Genomic DNA, 21,084 nt, shown 5'->3' on the forward strand with positions numbered 1-21,084 from the left:
GATTAAAATTCGTGATTTATTAAGTGACAAAAGTACAAAGATTTATAAGATGGTGAAGGCTAAGTTTGCCTCGTCTGCACTTACGCAGAAATCACTCCCTGCTTTTCAGACTGGCAATCGAAAGCAAAACACCCAGCACCACCCCCAGCAAGGCGGCAAATAAGATACGGAACTCTGCAGGAAGGAGGAAAGTTATGGTGTGAGCAGGATACCAAAACAGCGGAATGGTTTTTTTAAACACAAAGTTCCACTGCACATCCCAGTTCATATTTTTCATGATTTTACCAAATGCAATTGGACTGAAAAACCCGCGTAAGGTTCCACCATTAGCCAGAATGTGGGTATCGGTGATCTTGTGAATGGTCATAAAAACCGGGGCGAAAAAAGTGTTCATGGTCACACTCACAGTAAAAGCAGTGAGCAGTTGAAGGCCTGAAAATGTTTGGAAGAAGTTCTGGTTTAATACTTCTGCCGGCTTCATCTCTCCAAAATTCACGCCCATTACAGCCAGCATCCGGGGCGCCCCTTCGCCGAAAATGATAAAAGCCATCTTGATTCCAATTCCAAGGATTCCCCAAACCAGCGCCCGCGGAACAATACCAAAACCATGCTGATGGTAACTCCCGGTCCTGACTCGCAAACCAATCACCTCACCGGTTGTCGAAAGGATGGCAAATTTGATGAAACTGATCCAGAAGGGATGGTTTACATTAAATTGATGGTAAGAATCTAACACCGGTTTAATCAATACGAAGGGTAAAAAGAAGGCGACTGCGCCCAGCAAAAAGAAATAATCCTGCCTTTTCATCTCAATTTTATTTCAAAATATACCTACAAACATATTCTTTAAATTCTGATTCGAAAGAAAATTTTTCAATGAAAACATCAGTAGATGATAACGATTAAAAAAAATATACTTTTGTTAGAGATACAAAAACTAGAAAATAAACCATTAAACTTTAATTATGAGTGCATTACAACAGTTTCTAAGGTTAAAAAAGGTTCCGGTTTTGTTCGGAGTTCTTTTAGCTGCGACGGTGGTTTACATGAGTTCATGCAGTAAGCTTCAGGATAATTTCGATTTTGATAAACTGGTAATTCCTGATTGGAACCCGGAGTATGCCATTCCTTTAGCCAATTCAAGTTATGCTGTGAATGATTTTTTTTCGGAGGCCAGCCAGGAATTTATTCATGTGGATGAAGCAGGATTGATCAGCCTGGTATATACCAGCGACCAGTTGTTTTCGTCACCGGCTGAGGAATTTTTCTTTCTCGAGAACAGGTATTTTGATCATGAGTTCGCATTATACCTGCTTTCATCTGGTGATACGGACACCCTTAGCGGGCAGTTTTCGTACTCTTTTTACTCAACAGCAAATAAAAAGCGCATTGATTCTGTATTTTTCAAAGCAGGAACCTACTCCTTCAAAGGCAAAACGAACCTGAACAAAGATAATGCTCAACTCACCCTCAGCATTCCGGAACTCATCCATGTTCAGTCGGGGGAAACGCTTAAACTCGAATTTTCGCTGGACAACCCGGGAGGGCAGCAGGAATGGGTGGATTTTGAGGTGGTTACGAACCTGGATGGTTACAAATTGATCATCAACCCGGAAACATCCGGCGGAACAAATAAGATCAATGTATTCAGCGAGCTGATTGTGGAAAGTGACCAAAATCCAAATCTGTCTCCCTACGATATGGAAATCAGTGGCGACATGCTAAACATGAAGTACAGCGATTTTTATGGCTACATGGGGATGGATAGTTTTAAATTCATTGACACCATCAACATCGATATTTTTAATAGTTCAATTGGTGGAAGTGTGGAAGTTGGCCCGGATGCGTTGATGTTCGTAGTCGAAACCCACAACGCAATTGGTGTCCCCATCAGATTTAAGGCTGAAACGCTGCAGGCCTATTCTCCTTATACTTCTCCGTTTTATGCAGATGTTTTCCTCTTTGGCGAAGGAACGGAAAATGAATTTGACATACTTTCGCCAACACCGGCTCAAATTGGCCAGAGTGTTTATACAAAAATCGATTTCGGCCAGACCAACTTTCCCGAGGTCTTTCTAAACCTGGCTCCCCGTGAATTTTATTACGATTTTGACGCCATTCTTAACGCAGACGACGACAGTACTGCGCAAAATGTGCTGCAGGATACGAGCAGAATTTCGTTTGCAACTGCACTTGAGTTTAAATTATTCACAGCCATCGATTTACTAACCCTTCAGGATACGCTCGATTTCAGGATGGAGGGCACAACCATTGATGAAATCGATTACCTCCTCGTAAGAATCAATACCGAAAACGGATTTCCGCTCAACGCAGGCATACAGCTTTATTTCGCCGATGCAGAATTCCAAATCATTGATTCCCTCATTTACGATGCTGATAAAAGGATAATTGCCGGAGGAGAGGTAGGACTTCCGCCTCAACTTAAGGTGATTAAGTCAACCAAAAAAACGACAGATATCAGAATTGAAAAACCCCGGTTGGAAAAAATTCTGGAAGCAAAAAAAATGCTGCTCAATGCCAGCTTGTCAACAACCAATGGAGAGTTGGCCAAAATATATGACGACTACAGCCTGACGCTGAAAGTTGGTGCAATCACCGGATTAAACATCAAAAACTAAACTTTAAACTGAAGAGCAATGAAAAATCAAGATCTATTTAAAGTCGCCGCTTTTCTTGTGATGGTTGTGTTTTTTACTTCAAATACAAATGCACAAAACGACAGGTCGCTCTATTTCCTCCCGGGAATTCCGCAATCGAGATATATGAACCCGGCGAATTTTCCTGACCATCAGCTTTATGTTTCAATACCAGTGCTTTCTACGGTAAAGTTCGGATTGGAAAACACCATGAATTATGATGACCTTTTCCAGCAGCAAGGTGATTCAATCTACCTTGACAGGGATTATCTGCTGGACAACCTCAAGGATAAAAATTCGATTAATTTCGATGCCACGGTTGAGCTTTTTTCATTGGGATTCAAGGTGAAAAAGAACTATTTTGCTTTTCGTATGTCGGATGCCGGCAATTTTAATTCCACCATCACCAAAGAAACCATCCGCTTTGCTCTGTATGGTAATGGAAGTGAGGAGTTTTTAGGTAAGACAATTGATTTGAGCGGAAATGCAATCAATTTTTCCTATTACCGTGAATATGCTTTTGGATACACCCGTAATATTGATGAGAAGCTCAACGTGGGGATGAACATCAAAGTGCTTCAGGGCATTGCCAATGTTTCAACAAATGACCTCAGCTTTAAGTTGCTTACTGATTCTACTGACTTCACAATTAAGGCCACTTCCAATATCGACATCAATACTTCAATTCCTGATGATTTTGAAGGTTCGATTGTTGATCTCGTACCCGGCGATAAGAATCCGGGCTTTGCTTTTGACTTCGGCGGTCAATATCAAATCAACGACAAATGGTCAGTTTCTGCCGGAATGCTTAATATTGGATTCATAAACTGGAAAAGTAACCTGAAAAATTACCGGACAACCAATCCTGGTAATGAGTTTGTTTTCGAAGGATTCGAGTTAAGCGACTTTTTTGAGGACAAAGAGTTTAATAACGAATTGCTGAATGATTTGCTTGACTCTATTTCAGATGAAATCGGAGTTACTGAGAGGGCGCTGGAATACCGGACTACCCTTCCGGCATGGCTTAACCTGAATGCAAACTTCAACCTTACACCAAAAGATCAGTTTGGCGCTTTGCTGCGAAATCGATTTCTAAAAGACCAAAACTGGACAACCTTTACCCTGGCTTACTCACATTCGTTCAACAATAGGGCGAGTATTCTTGTTTCCAATACCTTTACAAAAGGAAGTTATTTCACCCCGGGGTTAGGTCTCACTGCCAATCTGGGACCGGTTCAGCTCTTCTTAATCAGCGAAAATGTTACTGCTCCATTGTTTGTCAATACAGCGAGATTTTATTCAGTACATTTTGGGATCAACATCGTGATCAGACCAAAGAATAACCAGGTTGTTGAACCGGAAGCTATTGAGCCTGAATTGAAGCAGGATTAATTCCGGTTCTGTTCTGACCGATGAACCGGTACTTTACATTTACTTTTATCATGCCATCATTGCTTTCACAATATTGAAAGCACCTTCGTAAATCTGGCTGATGTTTGCATTAAGCATGTAACAGGGTGTTGTGAAAACATTGTTTTTTTTGTCATGAACCACCTGACCGTGCGAAGTCTTCACATGCTTCCCACCCATTTTTTCGATACCTATAATTGTACCCTCATCCTGGCCGATTGTTACTTCAGAACTGCCTATCAGTCTTGCAACAATGACCGGAGCAATACATAAAGCGCCAATAGGCTTTCCTTCAGCGTGGGTACTTTTCACAGCATATGCCACATCAGGATTCACTTCACAGGCATCTCCCATAAAAGCAAAATTGCACAGGTTTTTGGCTGCCCCAAATCCGCCGGGCATAATCAATGCATCAAAATCATCAGGCTTGAATGCTTTAAGGTCTTTGATCTTACCTCTTGCTATCCTGGCTGATTCTATTAAGACATTACGTTGCTCTTTCATTTCTGCCCCGGTAAGGTGGTTGATCACATGATGCTGATGAATGTCGGGGGCAAAAATTTCGTAGGTACCACCCTGCTGAACAATTGATAGCATGGTCAGGGTAGCTTCGTGAATCTCGGCGCCATCGTAAACGCCGCATCCTGAAAGAATTACTGCAAACTTTTTCATAGATTTTCTATTTTTGGGTTAAAATTTTCGGGGGTTAAAAATCAATCTTCATCCAACAAATTCATTGTTGCGATGTTATGTTTGCAAAACTAACAGTTTGATGACGATTTTGATCTTTTTACTATCTTAAAAATTTGAAAACAATGAACTTCAAGAGGATTCTGTTCTCCTTAGCCATCACTGCTGCCTGCTTTGCATCAGTTGCTCAACCCATTGTCGGCTTCTCGCCGGAAACAACTTTACAACACATCCGGTTTCTTGCTTCCGAGGAGCTAAAAGGACGTAAGTCGGGTACACCGGAGGCTTTCATAGCAGCCGATTACATCAGGAGCGAATTTCTTATATCCGGTGCTCAACTTATGGGCGATGGTGGATTTCAACAATTCGAAATTATTACAGGTATTTCTCTTGGGCTGGATAATGCATTGCAAATCAAAGAACAAACTTTCGAAATAGGGGAGGATTTCACACCACTCCCTTTTAGCAAAAATGGTTTTTTGACCGCAGAAGCAATCTTTGTGGGATATGGACTGGAGATTTCAAACGACAGTGTCAAATGGAACGATTATTCAGGAGTTGATATTAAAGGTAAATGGGCTGTAATGCTTAGAGGTGAGCCTAAATCGGAAAATGGTACTGCCCTGGTTTCCGGTAATTTTGATGAGCGTTTCAAGGTCATGATTGCTCAGGATCATGGCGCCGCCGGGGTAATCTTTGTTTCGGGTGAACAGCTTGATAGTGAGGACAATTTATTGAAATTAACCTATGATAAAAGCCCGGCCACATCTGGAATTCCCGTAATCCAGATTAAAAGAAAGGTAATAGATGCCGAACTTTCAACGATAGGTCGGAACATTGCTGACCTTGAATCGGAAATTGCCATGAAGAAGCAACCGGTCACAACGGATATCCCGGTTACCATCAGTTCGCACGTGGATCTGGTAAAAGATCTGGCAGCTGCTTACAATGTGATAGCAATGATTGAAGGCCAGGATGAAATACTTAAGGATCAGTTTATTGTAATTGGCGCCCATTACGACCACCTCGGATTGGGTGGTTTTGGCTCAGGATCACGCGTGCCCGATACCGTCGCAGTGCATTACGGCGCCGATGATAATGCTTCGGGTGTGGCAGGAATTATCGAGTTGGCAAAACATTTCTCAAAACGTGAAAATCTACCCCAGCGGAGTCTTGTTTTTGTGGCTTTTGACGCTGAGGAGATGGGATTGATTGGTAGCCGGTTCTTTGTGAATAATCCTTTGATTGACCTGAAAAATGTGAATGCAATGATCAACTTCGACATGATTGGCAGATTGAAGGAAAGTAATACCATTTCGATTGGAGGAACCGGAACATCCTTGGAAACTGAGGATATTCTAAATCAGCTTGCTGGCAAATATCCACTCACCCTGAGTTATTCTGCCGAAGGATTCGGTCCTTCAGACCATGCTGCATTTTATGCGAAAAATATTCCTGTATTTTTTATTTCAACCGGAGCACATGCCGATTATCACACCCCCCGCGATAATGAGACTGGCATCAATGCTGACGGCATGGTAAATGTACTTGATTTCGGTGCAGCGCTAATTTCAGAATTGTCTGACCGCCCCGAAATGCTAACTTTTCAGGAAGCAGGCCCGTCATCGCGCAGCGATCACCGTTATAACTTTAAGGTTACCCTTGGCATTATGCCCGACATGACTTCTTCGGGAAACGATGGCCTGAGAGTAGAAGCAGTCCGTCCCGGTGCACCTGCAGCATCCGGTGGAATGCGTAAAGGAGATATCATTACAGCTATCGACGGCAATCCGGTTGGTAACATTTATGATTACATGGGACGACTCAAAAACCTTGAAGCAGGTCAGGTGATTTCAGTGGATGTCATACGTGATAGTAAGCATGAAGTGTTGATTATCCAGCTTTAAAGCAGAATTGGATGGAAACTTTTAACGACATTATCAAAGGTCACAAGCCGGTACTTGTGGATTTCTCGGCAGAATGGTGTGGACCCTGTAAGATGATGGCGCCAATTCTCAGGGATTTGGCACAAAAGATCGGAGATAAAGCCCGGATCATTAAAATTGATGTTGATCGTAACCCTGCTGTTGCTCAAAAATATCAGATCGTGAGCGTTCCAACCTTGATCATTTTTCAAAATGGTCAGATTAAATACAGGCAATCCGGTGTTATACAGGCACAACAGCTCGCTGCACTGATCGAAAAGTATTCGGTCAACTAACTGTATGACATGTGGAACCTTACATTAAGCAGCGTTCCATTTTTTCAGGGGCAGTAGTGGTTAGTTTTTAAATCTTCAGGTAAAGAAACAATTTTGTTTATTTTTACACCTGAAAACATAAAACTGATCAGCATGAAAAAATTCTTCCTGAACCGCAGAATTTCGATTAGAATTCTGGTTCCGTTTTTTTTGTATTTTGTTCCCATTCTTTTATCAGCTCAGGACTGGATAATGGTGAAAGCGTTTCAACCTTCCCAAACCCTGCATTGCATCCGTTTTGCCAATCAGGATGTGGGCTATACGGTTTCTACACTCTATAACGGGAGTACCTACAATATCCATAAAACCACAGATGGAGGTGCCACCTGGATGGATCAGAGTTCAGGTTTTACGGCCACCCGTTTTAAAGATATCCATATTTTTTCTGAAGACACTGTGATGATGTGCGGTAATTATGGTCTGGTAATCAGTACTTTCGATGGGGGAGAAACCTGGCTGGCAGATACCGTTGCTCCAAACGGAGACCATCTTTTTGGGATCAGTTTCGTTGGCCATACAGGATATGTGTGTGGTAACAGTGGTGCAATTTTTAAAACTACCAACATGGGTGAAACCTGGACACAGATCAACCCACCGCTGATCTCAGCAATTGAGGAAATATATTTCCTGGCGGAAGATTTCGGTTTTATCTGCGGGCTGAATTTTATTTATTACACCGAAGATGGCGGCGGCAACTGGGTAGAGCCTGAAAGCTTTCCCGGTGCAACAACCAATTGGTGGTTGAGAGAATTTAGTTTTGTAAGCAACTCGACAGGTTTTGTTTGTGGGGATATCGGACAGTTGTATAAAACCCTCGATGGCGGTAAAAACTGGATTTACCTTGATAATACACCCACCACAGAATCCCTGCAGTCAATGAAGGCGCTTGATGAAAATCGAATCTATGCCTGTGGATTTGGAGGAACAGTAATCCGGTCATCAGATGGCGGTGTGCATTGGGAACAGATGACGGCAGGCTCTGCGCAGCATTTCAGAAGTATGGATTTCACACCTGAAGGGACCGGCTTTATCTGTACGCAGATAGGAGAGGTACTGAAGTATTCCGATCCCTGGCTGGGAATTGATGATAACCAACCCGAAGATGAAATTGTAATTTATCCCAATCCGGTTGCTGATTATGTTTATTTCTCCTTTTGTGATGAGTCGCAATTCAGCAGTGAAGTCAGCCTATATAACTTGTCTGGTGTTTTAGTTGGAACATACAGACTGGATAAAGCATTGGATGTTTCATTTTTAACGGATGGAATCTATTTTCTCCACTTTATTAGTTCAGACGGTCCAAATAAGATCAGATTATTGGTGAAAAAATAGAAGATGACTTTCCGTCAAATCGTTGATGGAATATAAGAAAATTAGCAACGATTGCAGTGTAATCATTTGGGTGAATATTAACTCAGGTGAGTTCTAATAGGTCTTCGTCATGGTAGCCGGAACACAGATCGTATAATCCGCCAGGTTTGAATTCTCTGAGGTAAGGCTGTCGGTTTCTTCCTGTTCAACAGAGGCGATAGTAAGAATATTCAGATTGGGATATTGATTTTTCAGGTACCAGTAAATGCCTTCGAAGTTGTTGGAGTGATACGTACCGTGATAATGAAGCACTACCTGTCCTTCCTGCCGGTTTTCGAGGATAAAGTGAGCCATTGTAGCATCTTTAATCGCCTGGGCTTTTGGGAGGTTTTCGTTGGCATGTCCGCCACCCATTCCACTCATCATTTCAATCATGCTTTTGTAGCCCGGTAGCTCCGGATCATAAGCTATTGGCAGAGGTGCGATATATCTTTTGGCTTCCTGCGGCAAAGAATCCAATCCCTCAAACCCCCGTTGATGCACTATTGAAGCATAGCGACGAGGAATATTGCTAGCCACAAATTTCAGTTTGTTTTCTTTGGCAAATTCAACCAAAGGTTTATAGTCAGTAGCATAGTTTTTCCACAATTTTGCTTCATCTTCAAAATTTTTCTGGCGTATGGTACCGGCAACATACTCATCCAATAGCAACTGGTTGTCGGCTTCAAACATTTCAGCAGCTAAAACAAGCTTTTGGCCCAAATCAGCGTGCAAATCCCTGGTCAGTTCAAGTTGGAGCCAGTGACTGATGGGATTGTTATGCAGTTCCCCGAAAAGAATCACATCCGCTTTTTCAGCATCTTTAACCAAATCATTGTATTTGGCTGACTTGCCTTTGGCGTTAAAAAGGTTGTAGGCAGGCTTTCCCGATTTCATTGCGATAAAGGAAATGAAAATGATGAGCAGAAACAGGTAATGTTTGTTTTTCATGTGGATTAAAAATTATGTTGGTTGATTAGATGGCGTAAATTTTCTCTGATTGACGCATCAATGGCATGCGATCGGCCGTTTTCGTCAATATTTACAAAATGCATTTTTGTTGAGCAAACGGTTTCTTCTGCCTGTTTTTTAAAGCAAAATTTCTTTGCGATGATTGATAAGGTAAGCGATGAAGTTCCTACATGAAGCAGTTCGCCGTAAATCCGGATATGGTCGCTTACTTTCACTGGTTTTTTGAAGAGCACTTCATCCATTTTAAGTGTGATCATGTTGGGTGTGCATGCCATTTCGGCTGCCATGGTACCGGCAGCTTCGTCCATCCATGAAAGCATAGTTCCGCCGAAAAGGTTGTTGTGAATGCCTATATCGCTGGTTTTGCAGATTTTGGTGGAAATGAGTTGCATGATGCTATTCATAAAAGTTTCAAGATAAACAGAAAAAGCGGCCGGATGTTTACTTTTTCAGTTCGTCAGCCTTAAAAGCGATGGGTAACAGGTTTTCAACGCTTTTCGATATCCATATTTTCCCCTGCCCTCCCTGCATGATCACCCTGATTTTATGCTCGTTCTGGTTTTCTGCTTCTATCATTACCTGCCGGCAGGATCCACATGGTGTAACGGGTTCGTCAATGCTAAAATTTATCGCTTTGGCAGTGACCGCAATAGCATCTACCCCCTCTCCGGGGTAATTGGCTGATGCATAAAATAAAGCAACTCTTTCGGCGCACAAACCGGAGGGATAGGCGACGTTTTCCTGATTGTTACCGGTCACAATTTTTCCGCTTTTAAGCCTAACAGCAGCCCCCACTTTAAACAACGAATAGGGCGCATAGGCATTTTCAGCAGCCTGAGCAGCATAATTCAGGAGCTCCCTGTCATCTGCGTTCAACTCATCAACGGTTTGATAGACTTCAAAATCGAGTGAAACTTTGAAATGTTCCATGTATCATGTTTTCGGTATTGTTTGCGAAGATACAATTTCTCTTTGAAAGAGATTTAATTTCGGAAAGAAAGTGAAACCCTTGTGGTCTGGTCCTCCCACTTGTAGCGAAAAACTTACAATATCTCCGCGCAGCTCACGTAAAAATGAAACCTTAATGAATTGACAGATTAGAATCGGGAATTTCATTCTTCAACAAAAATCCGTCAAATGCAATTATGCCTGCCACTAATTCATTGAAGCTCTTTTTGCTGTACTGGATAAAATAGTCGAATATTCTTTTTTATTTTCGATCACACGCATAGCTTCGTCAACTTCAGGATCATTCACCAGACTGGCTTTAACTTTGCCCTTTTGATGGTAGAATCGTGTAACGATTTCAATCCTCAGGATTTCGCTGATTTCATCTCTGTGTGTGATCAGGTCTTCCGACTTGTTATGCATGAGTTTCTTTTCCAGCTCGGCTATTTCGGCTGATATCTTGTTGAGGTATTCTTCCTGTTCCGCAATCTCTTTGAGTGATTTCAGGGTTTTCTCACTTGATGTTGTATAATCAAAATCTCTGCCTTGTACATATTGTACAAAGTCATTGTATATCTCATCTGTGATTTTGAAAGCATTGGCTTCAGGAATTTCAGTGTTTTCGCGGGCAAATTTGTTGGCAAAGTCGAAAATGACAAATTCACCAAATAAAGCCTGGGTTATGGGATAAAACTTCACTGGTTCGATGACAATATCCGGTTCTATTCCACCACCGTCGTAAACTTTACGTCCTCCTTTTGTGCTGAATTCCGATATGAGCGAATCCGGTACTTTGGCTGCATATCCGTCCTCATCCCGATGCGAATAGTCAATGGCCTGAATACATCTTCCGCTTGGGATGTAATATTTTGCCACAGTTACCTTCAATTTTGAGTTATAACTCAATGGCAACACGTTCTGGACTAATCCCTTGCCATAAGTCCGCTGACCAATCACCACGCCGCGATCGAGGTCCTGAATGGCTCCAGAAACGATTTCGGAAGCCGATGCTGAAGCCCTGTCAACCAGCACTACGATCGGTATTTCGGTGTCAATTGGTTTTGCGGTAGTATTATATGATTTATTTTTCGAGACGTCTTTTCCCTTTGTGCTTACGACCAGTTCGTCCTTTTCAACAAAAAGGTTCACGATATCGACAGCTTCATTGAGCAAACCGCCTCCGTTTCCCCTAAGGTCAAGAATAAGGCCTTGTATGTCATTTTGTTCTTTCAGATCTGTAAAAGCTTTCTTTACCTCTCTTGCAGCGTTTTGTGTAAAGCCGGAAAGTTTAATATACCCTACCTGGCTGTTAAGTATGCTCGAATATGGAATGTTATCAATCTTAACATTTTCGCGTTTTACCTCCAGCACGAATGGCTTTTCAGTTCCTTCCCGGCTGATAAGCAACTTAATTGAAGTGCCAGGTTCACCTTTAAGGATTTTACTTACTTCATCGGTGTTCTTTCCTTTTGCAGACTGACCGTCCACTTCCAGTATTTTATCCCCGGCAATAAGTCCACTCTTGTGAGCAGGAAAACCTTCATAGGGTTCTGATACAACAACATAATCACCCTGTTTGTGTATCAGGGCTCCAATACCCCCATACTGGCCGGTAGTCATTAGGTTGAAGTCTTCGATATCCGACTCGGGAATATAATTTGTAAATGGGTCGAGCGACTCAAGCATGGCATCTATACCTGATTTCATCAATTGGCCAGGGCTAACCGGATCAACATAGTGGATGTCGAGCTGCTTGTATGTTTCGGTGAAAATATCGAGATTTTTTATGATCTCGAAATCATTGTTACGATCCTGGGCATAAGCAGCTATTGACCATAATCCAGGAATGAGGAAGAATATCGATACGATAGCGGAAAGCCGCTTTACGTCTGATTTAAAATTTTTCATGGTAAAAAGTTAATTGATTTGCAAAAACTCCTGATTCAAACGCTTCATTATTGATATTATTTTTGATTTTAAATAACCAAACTCCGGAATGGAATCACCGATGTAGATCAGCCCAAGTGCTAATTCATATTCCTTTTTTATCAATAGTGTAGTAAGTTCCGACTTGTGTGTGCGATAGGATTCACGCATGAGCCGCTTGATCTTGTTACGGTGTGCAGCCCGTCTGAATTTTTTTTTGGAAACCGAAATCAGTACTTGCAATGGTGCATCTGATCGTCCGTTTTCCTTCTCGATCCGATCAGTGTAATAAACAACTTTAATGGGATAAATCAGAAAAGATGTGCCTTCATTGAAGAGTTTCTCAATGAGAATCCTGCTGCAAAGCCTTTCGTTTTTGTTGAAAGAATTGGGGTGAGGCATAAATTGAACATTTTGGCAAAGTTATCAAAATGTTTATCAGGCGAAGACGGCTTTAACCAAGTGTTAATTAGTTTCTGCCAGAAAACTCCCTAAAATAGATTTTCAACGATTTATTTACCCCACCCTAAAGGGAGTAAATCGTTGAAAATCAATGCTCCAGGAATTTATCCCGAGACTTCGGGAGGGCTGGGGCATTCATTGATTTTCAACATTAAGAGTTTTCTGGCGGGCACTAATTATTGGAATGAGATGGTCACAAGTATTTCTATAAAACCTTAATTCCGTTTTTCTTAAAGACTTTCTCAATAAACTGATCTAACGCCATGGTCATCGAAGGTGCTGTTTTGGTGGGGGCATTCAGGTCGAGACGCAGCCCGGCATCTTTTACTGCCTTTGCAGTGGACGGTCCGAATACTCCAATAAATTTTTCACCTTGTTGAAACTCGGGAAAATTTTTCTGAAGCGAAGTGACACCTATCGGACTGAAGAAAACGAACATGTCATATTTATTAATATCAATGTTCGAAAGATCAGCGGCCAAAGTGCGGTAAATTACGGCTTTTGTGAATTTGATTTTACTTGTTTCAAGCAGTTTTGGCAACGATTGTTTGTGAATGTCCGAGCAGGGAAGCAGGTATTTTTCGTCAGGGTACTTCTTAATGATATCGAGTAAGTCTTTGAAATTTTGATGACCGTGGAAAATTTTCCTCTTCCTGAACTGAACGTACTTTTGAAGATAATAAGAGGTTGATTCTGAAATGCTGAAATACTTCATGGTTTCGGGCACTTCCACGCGCATTTCCTGGCAAATCCTGAAAAAGTGATCAACAGAATTGCGACTTGTAAGGATAATGGCGGTGTGATTCAAAATGTTAACCTTGTCTTTGCGAAAATCTCGACCGGGTACTCCCTCTACTTTAATAAACTGCTGGAAGTCAATATTGAGATTATACTTTGCTGCCAACTCATTGTAAGGGTTCTTTACCGGATCGGCTGGTTTTGGCTGTGAAATAAGTATATTCTTTATCATCAATGTACTGTTTGAATTAATTGCTGATCTCGATTAAATCCAAATACTTTAAATGATCCCTCTGATAATGACTTTATAGATTACCAGAAAAGGTAAAATTTCAAGCGTGCAAAAGTACAGTAAATTTTGAAAATAGGAATACATTTCGATACCCAAAGAAATAATAAAGCCACGCAACATCCGTAATGCTATCAGTATCAAGGACATTCCAATGACCACAATCAGTACAGGTTCTGATTTTGAAAATGTTGAAACCATCAATAGGGGAATAAAAATGGCTGCCGCAAGTGTATTGAAATAAAACGAGTTGGTCAGATACTCCTTTGTAAGGAAACGTGTTTTGAAAATCAGACCAGTGAAGTAATGAATCAGGTATTTTAAGGATAAGACTATAATTACACCCGCCAGATACAAGGCCAGTTTTTTAAGTTCTTCACCTCTGGTTAAAAAACGAGAGGAAACAAACATTTCATCCAATTGAATCAGAAAAACAGCAAAAGTCAGTGAAATAGCAATAAAAAGCAGAAATTGCGTACCTATTGGGAAAAGCAGATCATCGCGGATTAACTGTTTAAAAAGCGGACGGGAACTAAATGCAGCAATCATATTTTTGAAGAAGTTTTTTCGCACGACTTTTATGTGAGCAAAAATGAAGGCTGCCAGTAAGAGCGCCATAAATTGCCAGATAAACCCCGGTTGTATTATGAGTTGTGGAATGATAGCAGTGGGTTGACTCCGGATCTCGGTTATGAAAGTCTGTGTGGGTACTGGATCTGGCATTGATAACCAAAGGCTGTCATCGCTTTCAGCGTAAACCTGACAATGGTCAAAATCAGAATATACCTGACAGTGGTCATGATCAGAATATACCTGATATTCATCCTGATAGTAATCTGTTTGCGTCATTTTTCCTGGTCAGTTCAACTAAGTTTTAACCCCATTGCTGTCAGCATCTCTCATGGTTACAACAGAGGCTGCAAAATTAAATATAATTTCAGGGTGCTGTTCGTGGCGAAAGTTTTATATTTGACCATCGAAATTTTTATTCATTTTAATCTAATTTATCTCATGCTCAACCTCATTTTATTTGGTCCTCCGGGATCGGGAAAAGGGACGCAATCGTTGAAAATTGCGGAAAAGTATAATCTCGCCCACATCTCTACCGGCGACATTTTTAGATCGGAGATCAGGAACAAAACCGATTTAGGGTTAAAAGTCCAATCAATTATCGAGAAGGGTGAACTTGTCCCTGATGACCTGTTGATCGAAATTCTCGAAAGTGCATTGAATAAGCTCCAGGAAAAAGCCGGTTATATTTTCGACGGATTTCCGCGCACTCATCGTCAGGCTGAAGACCTCGACATGCTGCTGAAAAAACGGAATGATGCAGTCAGGCTGGTTATTGCACTTGAAGTGGATCAGGACGAGGTGGTTAAGCGCCTGTTAAACCGTGCCAGGCTGGAAGGCCGAAAAGACGATACCGAGGAGGTGATCCTCAACCGGATGGCTGTTTATCACAAACAAACTGCTCCGTTAATTGACTTTTACGTAAAGCAGGGTAAATTTAAGTCAGTTCCTGGTGTTGGTTCCATCGATGACATTTTTGATTCTATCACCGAAGCGATCAATGAGCGCATCTGAGGACGGGAAGATCACTTTTTAAACAGGAAACAATATTAAAGATTGTCAGCAAGAAAACTCCATAAGTTGACTCCATCCCTCCTTAAGTTTCGGGATAAATTCCGGGAGTAATGATTTTCAACGATTTACTCCCTTTTTCCGAAGGAAACCTCCAAAGGTTCAAAGAACTCCTTTGGAGAGTCCTACGGACCTTTGGGAAGATTGGGGTAAATAGATCGTTGAAAATCAAATTCAGTGTGCTTTCTGGCAAATACTAAATCAGGTCTTTGCTAACGGATACTGTTGTGTCTGAGTTAAAAGTCACTGCAAAGCCAAGTTTTTTAAAAACCGAGATCATTGGCTTGTTGTCTTTGGTAGTTTCAGCAAAAATCCGCTTAAAGTTATTGATCTTTGCTATCTCAGTGCAATATTGGGTAAGGATTTTGCCTAAATCCTTGCGTTGCCATGCATCAGTGATCAATACGGCATATTCCACATTTTCCAGGTCGGGGTCGGCGATTAGTCTGCCTACACCAATAAGTTTCTTGCGACCATTCTCTTCAACTTCAGCAACGATCCCCAGTTCGCGGGCATAGTCAATGTAACAGAATTGGGTGGCCACTTCGTGGGAGTCGAAATGGAAATTGTAACGAAAGCGCGAATAAATGGCCTCTTTGGAGCAACTCCCAAGCATCTCAAGCCAGAGGGGTTCATCTTCAGGTTTGATAGGGCGTAGCAAGGTTTCAGTACCATCTGCCAAGCGAACAGTTTTGATGTATCTTTCGGGGTAAGGCCTTAATAACAAATGGGAATACTGAGGAACCGGTTGTTCAAGTGTCTTTTCATCGATAACAACACGAGCATCCAGCGCCACCACATCATCTTTGGTAATGATGATGGGGTTAATGTCCAATTCTTCGATTTCGGGATAATCGGCAGCAAGGTAGGACAGCCTGATCATAACTTCGATCAGTTTATCAATATTTTTTGGCGCACGACCACGATAGCCTTTTAGAAGGGGGTAAATTTTCAGGGATTCGATCATACGGCTGGCCAGTCGTTCGTTGAGGGGTGGGAATTCAAGACGCCGGTCTTTAATCAGTTCGGCTTCTGTCCCACCCATCCCAATCATAATCACGGTTCCAAAAACGGAATCTTTTTTTATCCCTAAAATCAATTCCACAGAATCTCTGATCTCAATCATTTCCTGGACTGTACATCCGTCAATCCTTGCATCGGGCATATGTTTAGCCACACGTTCCATCATCAGGTGAAAGCCAGCCCTGAGCAATTCTTCATTTTCGATGTCGAGCACTACACCGCCAACATCTGATTTATGGACGATATCTGCCGAATCTACCTTGAGCACTACCGGATAACCAATTTCTGCCGCGAGTTTTACAGCTTCATCCACCGAAGTGGCGGGCATCGGGCTGGTGGATTTTATGCCGTAGGAATTGATCAGGTCTTTGGAATCCTTAAGCGAGAGTATTTTTTGCTTGGGAAAAATCTCATTGACAAACTTTTCCCTAAGTGCCTGGCGATCATATTTAAAAGATACAGGAACTTCTTTCGGGGTTTCAAAAAGAGATTCCAGATTTTTTGAATAATCTACAAGCGTCATAAAAGCCCGTACTGCCTGGTCAGGTGTTTTATAGGCCGGAATTCCCGAATTATTGAAAAGATCCATGGCCTCTTCCATGGTTTTACCACCGAGCCACACAGCCATGATTGGTTTTGAATAACCTTCGGAAAGTTTGATGATTCTTTTGGCTGATTCGGTTGGTTTGGCCATTGCCTGGGGCGTCAGTATGACTAGCACGGCATCCACTGTAGGGTCGTTCATTACAATTTCGGTGGCGGCTGCAAGGCGGTCTGGAGTTGAGTCTCCCAGAATGTCCACAGGGTTGCTATGTGACCAGTAAGGGGGCAATAACTTGTTCAGTTTTTCGATCGATTCATTGGTTAATTTACAAAGTTTACCACCATGAAAAATCAGTGCATCTGTTGCAATTACTCCTGGTCCACCGGCATTGGTTACTATTCCAAGGTTAGATCCTTTCGGTATCCGTTTGCCACCAATCAAATCGGTAAAATCGAAAAGATTACCCATATTGTTTACCCTTGCAACGCCAGCCCGTCGGAACACAGCATCATAAATTGCATCTTCTGAAGCCATCGCACCGGTGTGAGATGCGGCAACCACAGCACTTTCAGGGAAACGACCGGCTTTGTAAACAATAATTGGCTTTTTTCGGGCAAACGCACGCGCTGCGGTCATAAATTCATGTGCGAAGGTGATGGACTCCACATAAAGGACAATGGATTTGGTGTGAGCATCCTGCCCAAGAAAATCAATCAGATCGCCAAATCCAACATCCATTGTATTGCCGATCGAAACAAAATAGGAAAACCCTATATTTTCACTCATTGCCCAGTCGAGCACTGATGTGCAAAGCGCTCCCGATTGAGAAATAAATGCCACCGAGCCTTGTTTTGGCATTCCGGTAGAAAAGCTAATGTTCAGCCGCTGACCCGGAACAATGACTCCGAGGCAGTTCGGACCAATCACGCGCATGTCATATTTCTTCACAATAGCAGCCACCTGGTCTTCCAGTTTTTTTCCTTCGGGGCCTATTTCCTTAAATCCGGCTGACATAATGATTAACCCTTTGATTCCGGCTTCTCCGCACTCCTCGACAATTTGAGGAACTGCTGCAGCATTGGTGGTGATCACAGCCAGGTCAGGGGTTTTTGGAAGGCTTTTTACGCTTGGAAAGCAAGGGATGCCAAGCACTGCTTCGTACTTTGGATTGACCGGATAGACCACACCGCGGAACCCACCACCTACAAGGTTTCTGAGGGTTAATCCACCAACGGTTTCCGGATTGGCCGGTACACCGATCAACGCTATCCGCTGTGGCCTGAATATGCTGCTAAGTTGTTTAATTCCCATGATCTATATCGTTCTTTTTAAGTCAGTTAGAGAGAAATATTTTTCTTTTGGTAAAAAGCTATGATTTCGAATTTTCAAGTTACAAAAATACGAAAACTTCACTTGAGGGGGCTATATTTCATCAATTGAGCGAGGAATTGTAAGGTGTGAAGAAAAATTCAATAACTCTTAAAATGGATGGTTGAACTTTGAAATACATTGATTGAATATCAGAATTATTGACTAACCGGCCCATCCCATAAACCTCTCCCGAAAGTAGCCACGCGAATACGGTCAAATTGTTTGTTGATATTGACCTCGGTTATCCTGACATTTGGAAAATCATCCACTTTTTGCCAGTCAGTTGTCCGGGTTTTTGTATAAAGCCCACGGTCGGCGCCGAGGTAAAGCCTGTCGTCGGAACCTTCAAGGTAAGCGATAGCATTCACCGGGTTGACAGCAAAAACACCTTCAGGATCGGCGTTTTCCCATGTTTTTCCGCCGTCCTTCGACTCCCAGATCCTGTATTCGCGGGGGATGCCTGTGTACGTTAACCAGATATGATCGGGATTGAGTGGATGAACTAAAACACCGGTGATAATAGCCAGCGTGTCGTCGTCGAAGTCTTTACCGGGGTAGTCAACCGGTTCAAAATGAAGCCCCGTCTGATCAGTTCCTTTTATTCCACCATTTTCTGATTTATACAAACCCGATTTCAACTGCCATTCCATGTGAGGTGGGTTTTGCTGGCCGGCAGTGACCACATAAATTACGTCCGGGTCAGATTTACAGATCGAAATCTCGGTGATTTGGCGTTTCCAGGCTGCAGGCTCTGATAGGTGAAGATCGGATTGACGGGTCCAGACTTCTTCACGGGGAGTTACAAATTCGGGTTGAGTGATTTCTTTGGTAAATATTTCAGAAAAACCAAACCAGGGTTGGCCTGAAACAGGGTGACTGACTACCGGAAAGGTTTTTACTGTCATTGCTAAATCTTTGTTGTTGTAAGGGTCGAAAGGGATTTTTCCGGTCTGGTTGTTTTGGGCAAATGTTTTGAGATTAAAAAAGTTGAGGGCGCGGTCGTCATTCGAGAAGTAAACTGCGTGAGGATTGCTGTCATCAATCCGGCTTGTGTAACCATCGCCGCCGCCAATGAAATGCCACTTGTGGCCAAGCGTGTCAAAATAGATTAGTGTTCCATTGTCCTGGGTGGCTATAACGGCCACATTTTCGTCAGACGGCGAATCATCGAAACTCCAGATGATGGCTGTGTTATAACCTTCATTGCGGTATTCCCAGCCTCCCTGGTTCGGATTTGGAAACGATTTTACACTGATCCCGCCATGATTTCCGCAGAACAGCTTTGGATTTTCTACATTGGGCTGAAAAACAAGATCGTGCACATCGGCATGAAAGCCATTACCACAATAAGAGGAGCGTAAATCAAAAGGAATACTATCCAATTTTTCGGTGCCTATCACCCTTGAATTTCCATAATAAATCATGTCAGCATCCACCGGCGACACATCCAGCGCGATCCACTGCACGGCAAAATAGGTCAGGCCGGCTGACCACCGGGCGTCAATGATTCTCCATTTTTCCTGCTCAAACAAAGCAATGTAAGCTCCTTTGAATCGCTTTTCGTTAACAATTTTATCGCCAATGATGTAAGCGTAAAGCCGCTCGGGATTGGCAGGTGTCACAGCAAGGTTGATACGGTCAACGGCAAACGTATCCGCAATACTTCTCAAATCCAGTCCAAAACTACCGCCGGTTAACCGTTCCCAGCTAATTCCACTGTCTTTCGATCTGAAAATGTCTTTGCTTCCGGCATAAATCACATTAGCATCATCAGGTTTTATGACAACACTTCTGAAATCTTGCTCGCCGGGAAGTAGTCCGGCAAATACATTCTTCCATCGAACCAGGTCTGAAGCAGCGTTATCAGAACGGTAAATTCCATTGGTGCTTGCGATGAAAACCTGGTCGGGGTTCAGGGGGTTGATCACCATTTTCCGGGGCATTCCGCTAAAGTCGAAGTCCTGAATAAATCCATCAGAAATATTTTCCCAGGTTTGCCCCCAGTCTTTGCTGCGGAAAATCCCGGAAGTTGGTATCGGGTTGATCTGCGACCAGTTGGGGCCACGTGTATCGAGAATTCCGCCATCGGCATAGCCGGTACCAATGAAAATCATTTTCGAGTCAAACGGGTTAATACAAACATCGGCCACTGAGGTTGAAGGGAGAAAATCGGTGTTTACATTGTACCATTTCAAGCCGTCGTCTTCGCTGCGCCATAGCCCGCCAAAGGAGGAACACACATAAACCGTTCTGTTTTTTACTCCGTCATAGTTCGGATCAAAGGCTATCCGGTTGGCCTGCCCCACGCCGTAAGTGTTTGCTTTGGAAACCAGGTTGGGCATTCCACTTGGCCCGAGCGCCCGCCAGTTGCCATGCCTGACCGGTTCGAAACCCGGGTCATTTCCTTTTGAGGCCAGTCGGGATATACATCCGACAGCAAACATCAACGTAAGAAATAGTAAGAATTTTAAAGTAGAATCTGCTTTCATACAGTCAACGTATTAATTTTCAACATTCACCAATCCGGAAATTTCCCATCCGGTAATAATCGTATGGACATAATCGGCATTAGGATACAATATTAAGAATTAATTAATGATTCGAAGTCCTGAGGAATTTCTATTTTTGCAAAAAATTTCTCTATTGATTTAATTATCAGTAACAAAGTAACTTAATTTAAATTTTTTAATAATTATGGGTAAGAATAAACAAAAGTATGTTTACCTTTTCGGCAACGGTAAAGCCGAAGGCGATGCAACAATGAAGAATTTGCTCGGAGGTAAAGGCGCCAACCTGGCAGAAA

The 21,084-nt window shown here is 42.4% G+C and carries 17 protein-coding genes; 6 read left to right on the forward strand and 11 right to left on the reverse strand.

Annotation, left to right across the window (positions count from 1 at the left end; all coding sequences use genetic code 11):
- Positions 1–91 precede the first annotated feature (91 nt).
- On the reverse strand, positions 92–808 hold the full coding sequence (locus IH598_10970) for a hypothetical protein (GenBank protein ID MBE0639031.1): 717 nt from the start codon (positions 806–808) through the stop codon (positions 92–94).
- A 157-nt stretch (positions 809–965) separates the two neighbouring features.
- On the opposite strand from IH598_10970, the gene IH598_10975 reads away from it, so the two are divergent.
- Both IH598_10975 and IH598_10980 read left to right on the forward strand, forming a co-directional pair.
- Entirely contained in the window at positions 966–2,639 is a 1,674-nt protein-coding gene (locus IH598_10975) for a hypothetical protein (protein MBE0639032.1), read from the forward strand.
- Positions 2,640–2,657: 18 nt separating this feature from the next.
- Complete coding sequence (locus tag IH598_10980; protein ID MBE0639033.1) at positions 2,658–4,049, forward strand: hypothetical protein; 1,392 nt, start codon at positions 2,658–2,660, stop codon at positions 4,047–4,049.
- Between the two features lie 48 nt (positions 4,050–4,097).
- Here IH598_10980 and elbB read toward each other — a convergent pair whose 3' ends face one another.
- Positions 4,098–4,739: an isoprenoid biosynthesis glyoxalase ElbB gene (elbB, locus tag IH598_10985; protein MBE0639034.1), complete on the reverse strand. Its 642-nt coding sequence runs from the start codon at positions 4,737–4,739 to the stop codon at positions 4,098–4,100.
- A 143-nt stretch (positions 4,740–4,882) separates the two neighbouring features.
- Between elbB and IH598_10990 the strand changes: the two genes are divergently transcribed.
- The 3 genes from IH598_10990 (at position 4,883) to IH598_11000 (ending at position 8,349) form a co-directional block, all read left to right on the forward strand.
- On the forward strand, positions 4,883–6,664 hold the full coding sequence (locus IH598_10990) for a M28 family peptidase (GenBank protein ID MBE0639035.1): 1,782 nt from the start codon (positions 4,883–4,885) through the stop codon (positions 6,662–6,664).
- Between the two features lie 11 nt (positions 6,665–6,675).
- Positions 6,676–6,978 (forward strand): thioredoxin, encoded by a 303-nt coding sequence (gene trxA / locus IH598_10995; protein MBE0639036.1) that lies wholly within the window; start codon positions 6,676–6,678, stop codon positions 6,976–6,978.
- 132 nt (positions 6,979–7,110) lie between these two features.
- A complete protein-coding gene (locus tag IH598_11000; GenBank protein MBE0639037.1) occupies positions 7,111–8,349 on the forward strand; it encodes a T9SS type A sorting domain-containing protein in 1,239 nt (412 codons plus the stop codon).
- A 93-nt stretch (positions 8,350–8,442) separates the two neighbouring features.
- Here IH598_11000 and IH598_11005 read toward each other — a convergent pair whose 3' ends face one another.
- The 7 genes from IH598_11005 to IH598_11035 all read right to left on the reverse strand — a co-directional run bounded on the left by IH598_11005 (position 8,443) and on the right by IH598_11035 (position 14,551).
- Positions 8,443–9,318 (reverse strand): ChaN family lipoprotein, encoded by an 876-nt coding sequence (locus IH598_11005; GenBank protein MBE0639038.1) that lies wholly within the window; start codon positions 9,316–9,318, stop codon positions 8,443–8,445.
- Positions 9,319–9,323: 5 nt separating this feature from the next.
- Entirely contained in the window at positions 9,324–9,743 is a 420-nt protein-coding gene (locus IH598_11010; GenBank protein MBE0639039.1) for an acyl-CoA thioesterase, read from the reverse strand.
- A 37-nt stretch (positions 9,744–9,780) separates the two neighbouring features.
- Entirely contained in the window at positions 9,781–10,269 is a 489-nt protein-coding gene (gene cdd, locus IH598_11015; GenBank protein MBE0639040.1) for a cytidine deaminase, read from the reverse strand.
- Positions 10,270–10,494: 225 nt separating this feature from the next.
- Entirely contained in the window at positions 10,495–12,195 is a 1,701-nt protein-coding gene (locus IH598_11020) for a S41 family peptidase (GenBank protein MBE0639041.1), read from the reverse strand.
- A 9-nt stretch (positions 12,196–12,204) separates the two neighbouring features.
- Positions 12,205–12,615, reverse strand: coding sequence for a ribonuclease P protein component (rnpA, locus tag IH598_11025; GenBank protein ID MBE0639042.1), 411 nt, complete (start codon positions 12,613–12,615; stop codon positions 12,205–12,207).
- A 265-nt stretch (positions 12,616–12,880) separates the two neighbouring features.
- A complete protein-coding gene (locus tag IH598_11030) occupies positions 12,881–13,648 on the reverse strand; it encodes a uroporphyrinogen-III synthase (GenBank protein ID MBE0639043.1) in 768 nt (255 codons plus the stop codon).
- 45 nt (positions 13,649–13,693) lie between these two features.
- Positions 13,694–14,551: a DUF4271 domain-containing protein gene (locus IH598_11035; protein ID MBE0639044.1), complete on the reverse strand. Its 858-nt coding sequence runs from the start codon at positions 14,549–14,551 to the stop codon at positions 13,694–13,696.
- Positions 14,552–14,713: 162 nt separating this feature from the next.
- On the opposite strand from IH598_11035, the gene IH598_11040 reads away from it, so the two are divergent.
- The gene (locus IH598_11040) at positions 14,714–15,286 is read left to right on the forward strand and encodes an adenylate kinase (protein MBE0639045.1); all 573 of its coding nucleotides are present in this window, start codon (positions 14,714–14,716) and stop codon (positions 15,284–15,286) included.
- A gap of 253 nt (positions 15,287–15,539) precedes the next feature.
- On the opposite strand, the gene IH598_11045 is transcribed toward IH598_11040, so the two are convergent.
- Positions 15,540–18,221: a GNAT family N-acetyltransferase gene (locus IH598_11045; protein MBE0639046.1), complete on the reverse strand. Its 2,682-nt coding sequence runs from the start codon at positions 18,219–18,221 to the stop codon at positions 15,540–15,542.
- A 215-nt stretch (positions 18,222–18,436) separates the two neighbouring features.
- Entirely contained in the window at positions 18,437–20,770 is a 2,334-nt protein-coding gene (locus IH598_11050; protein ID MBE0639047.1) for a hypothetical protein, read from the reverse strand.
- Positions 20,771–21,084: the final 314 nt, after the last annotated feature.

This window comes from Bacteroidales bacterium (genome assembly GCA_014860585.1).
GTDB lineage: Bacteria > Bacteroidota > Bacteroidia > Bacteroidales > 4484-276 > RZYY01.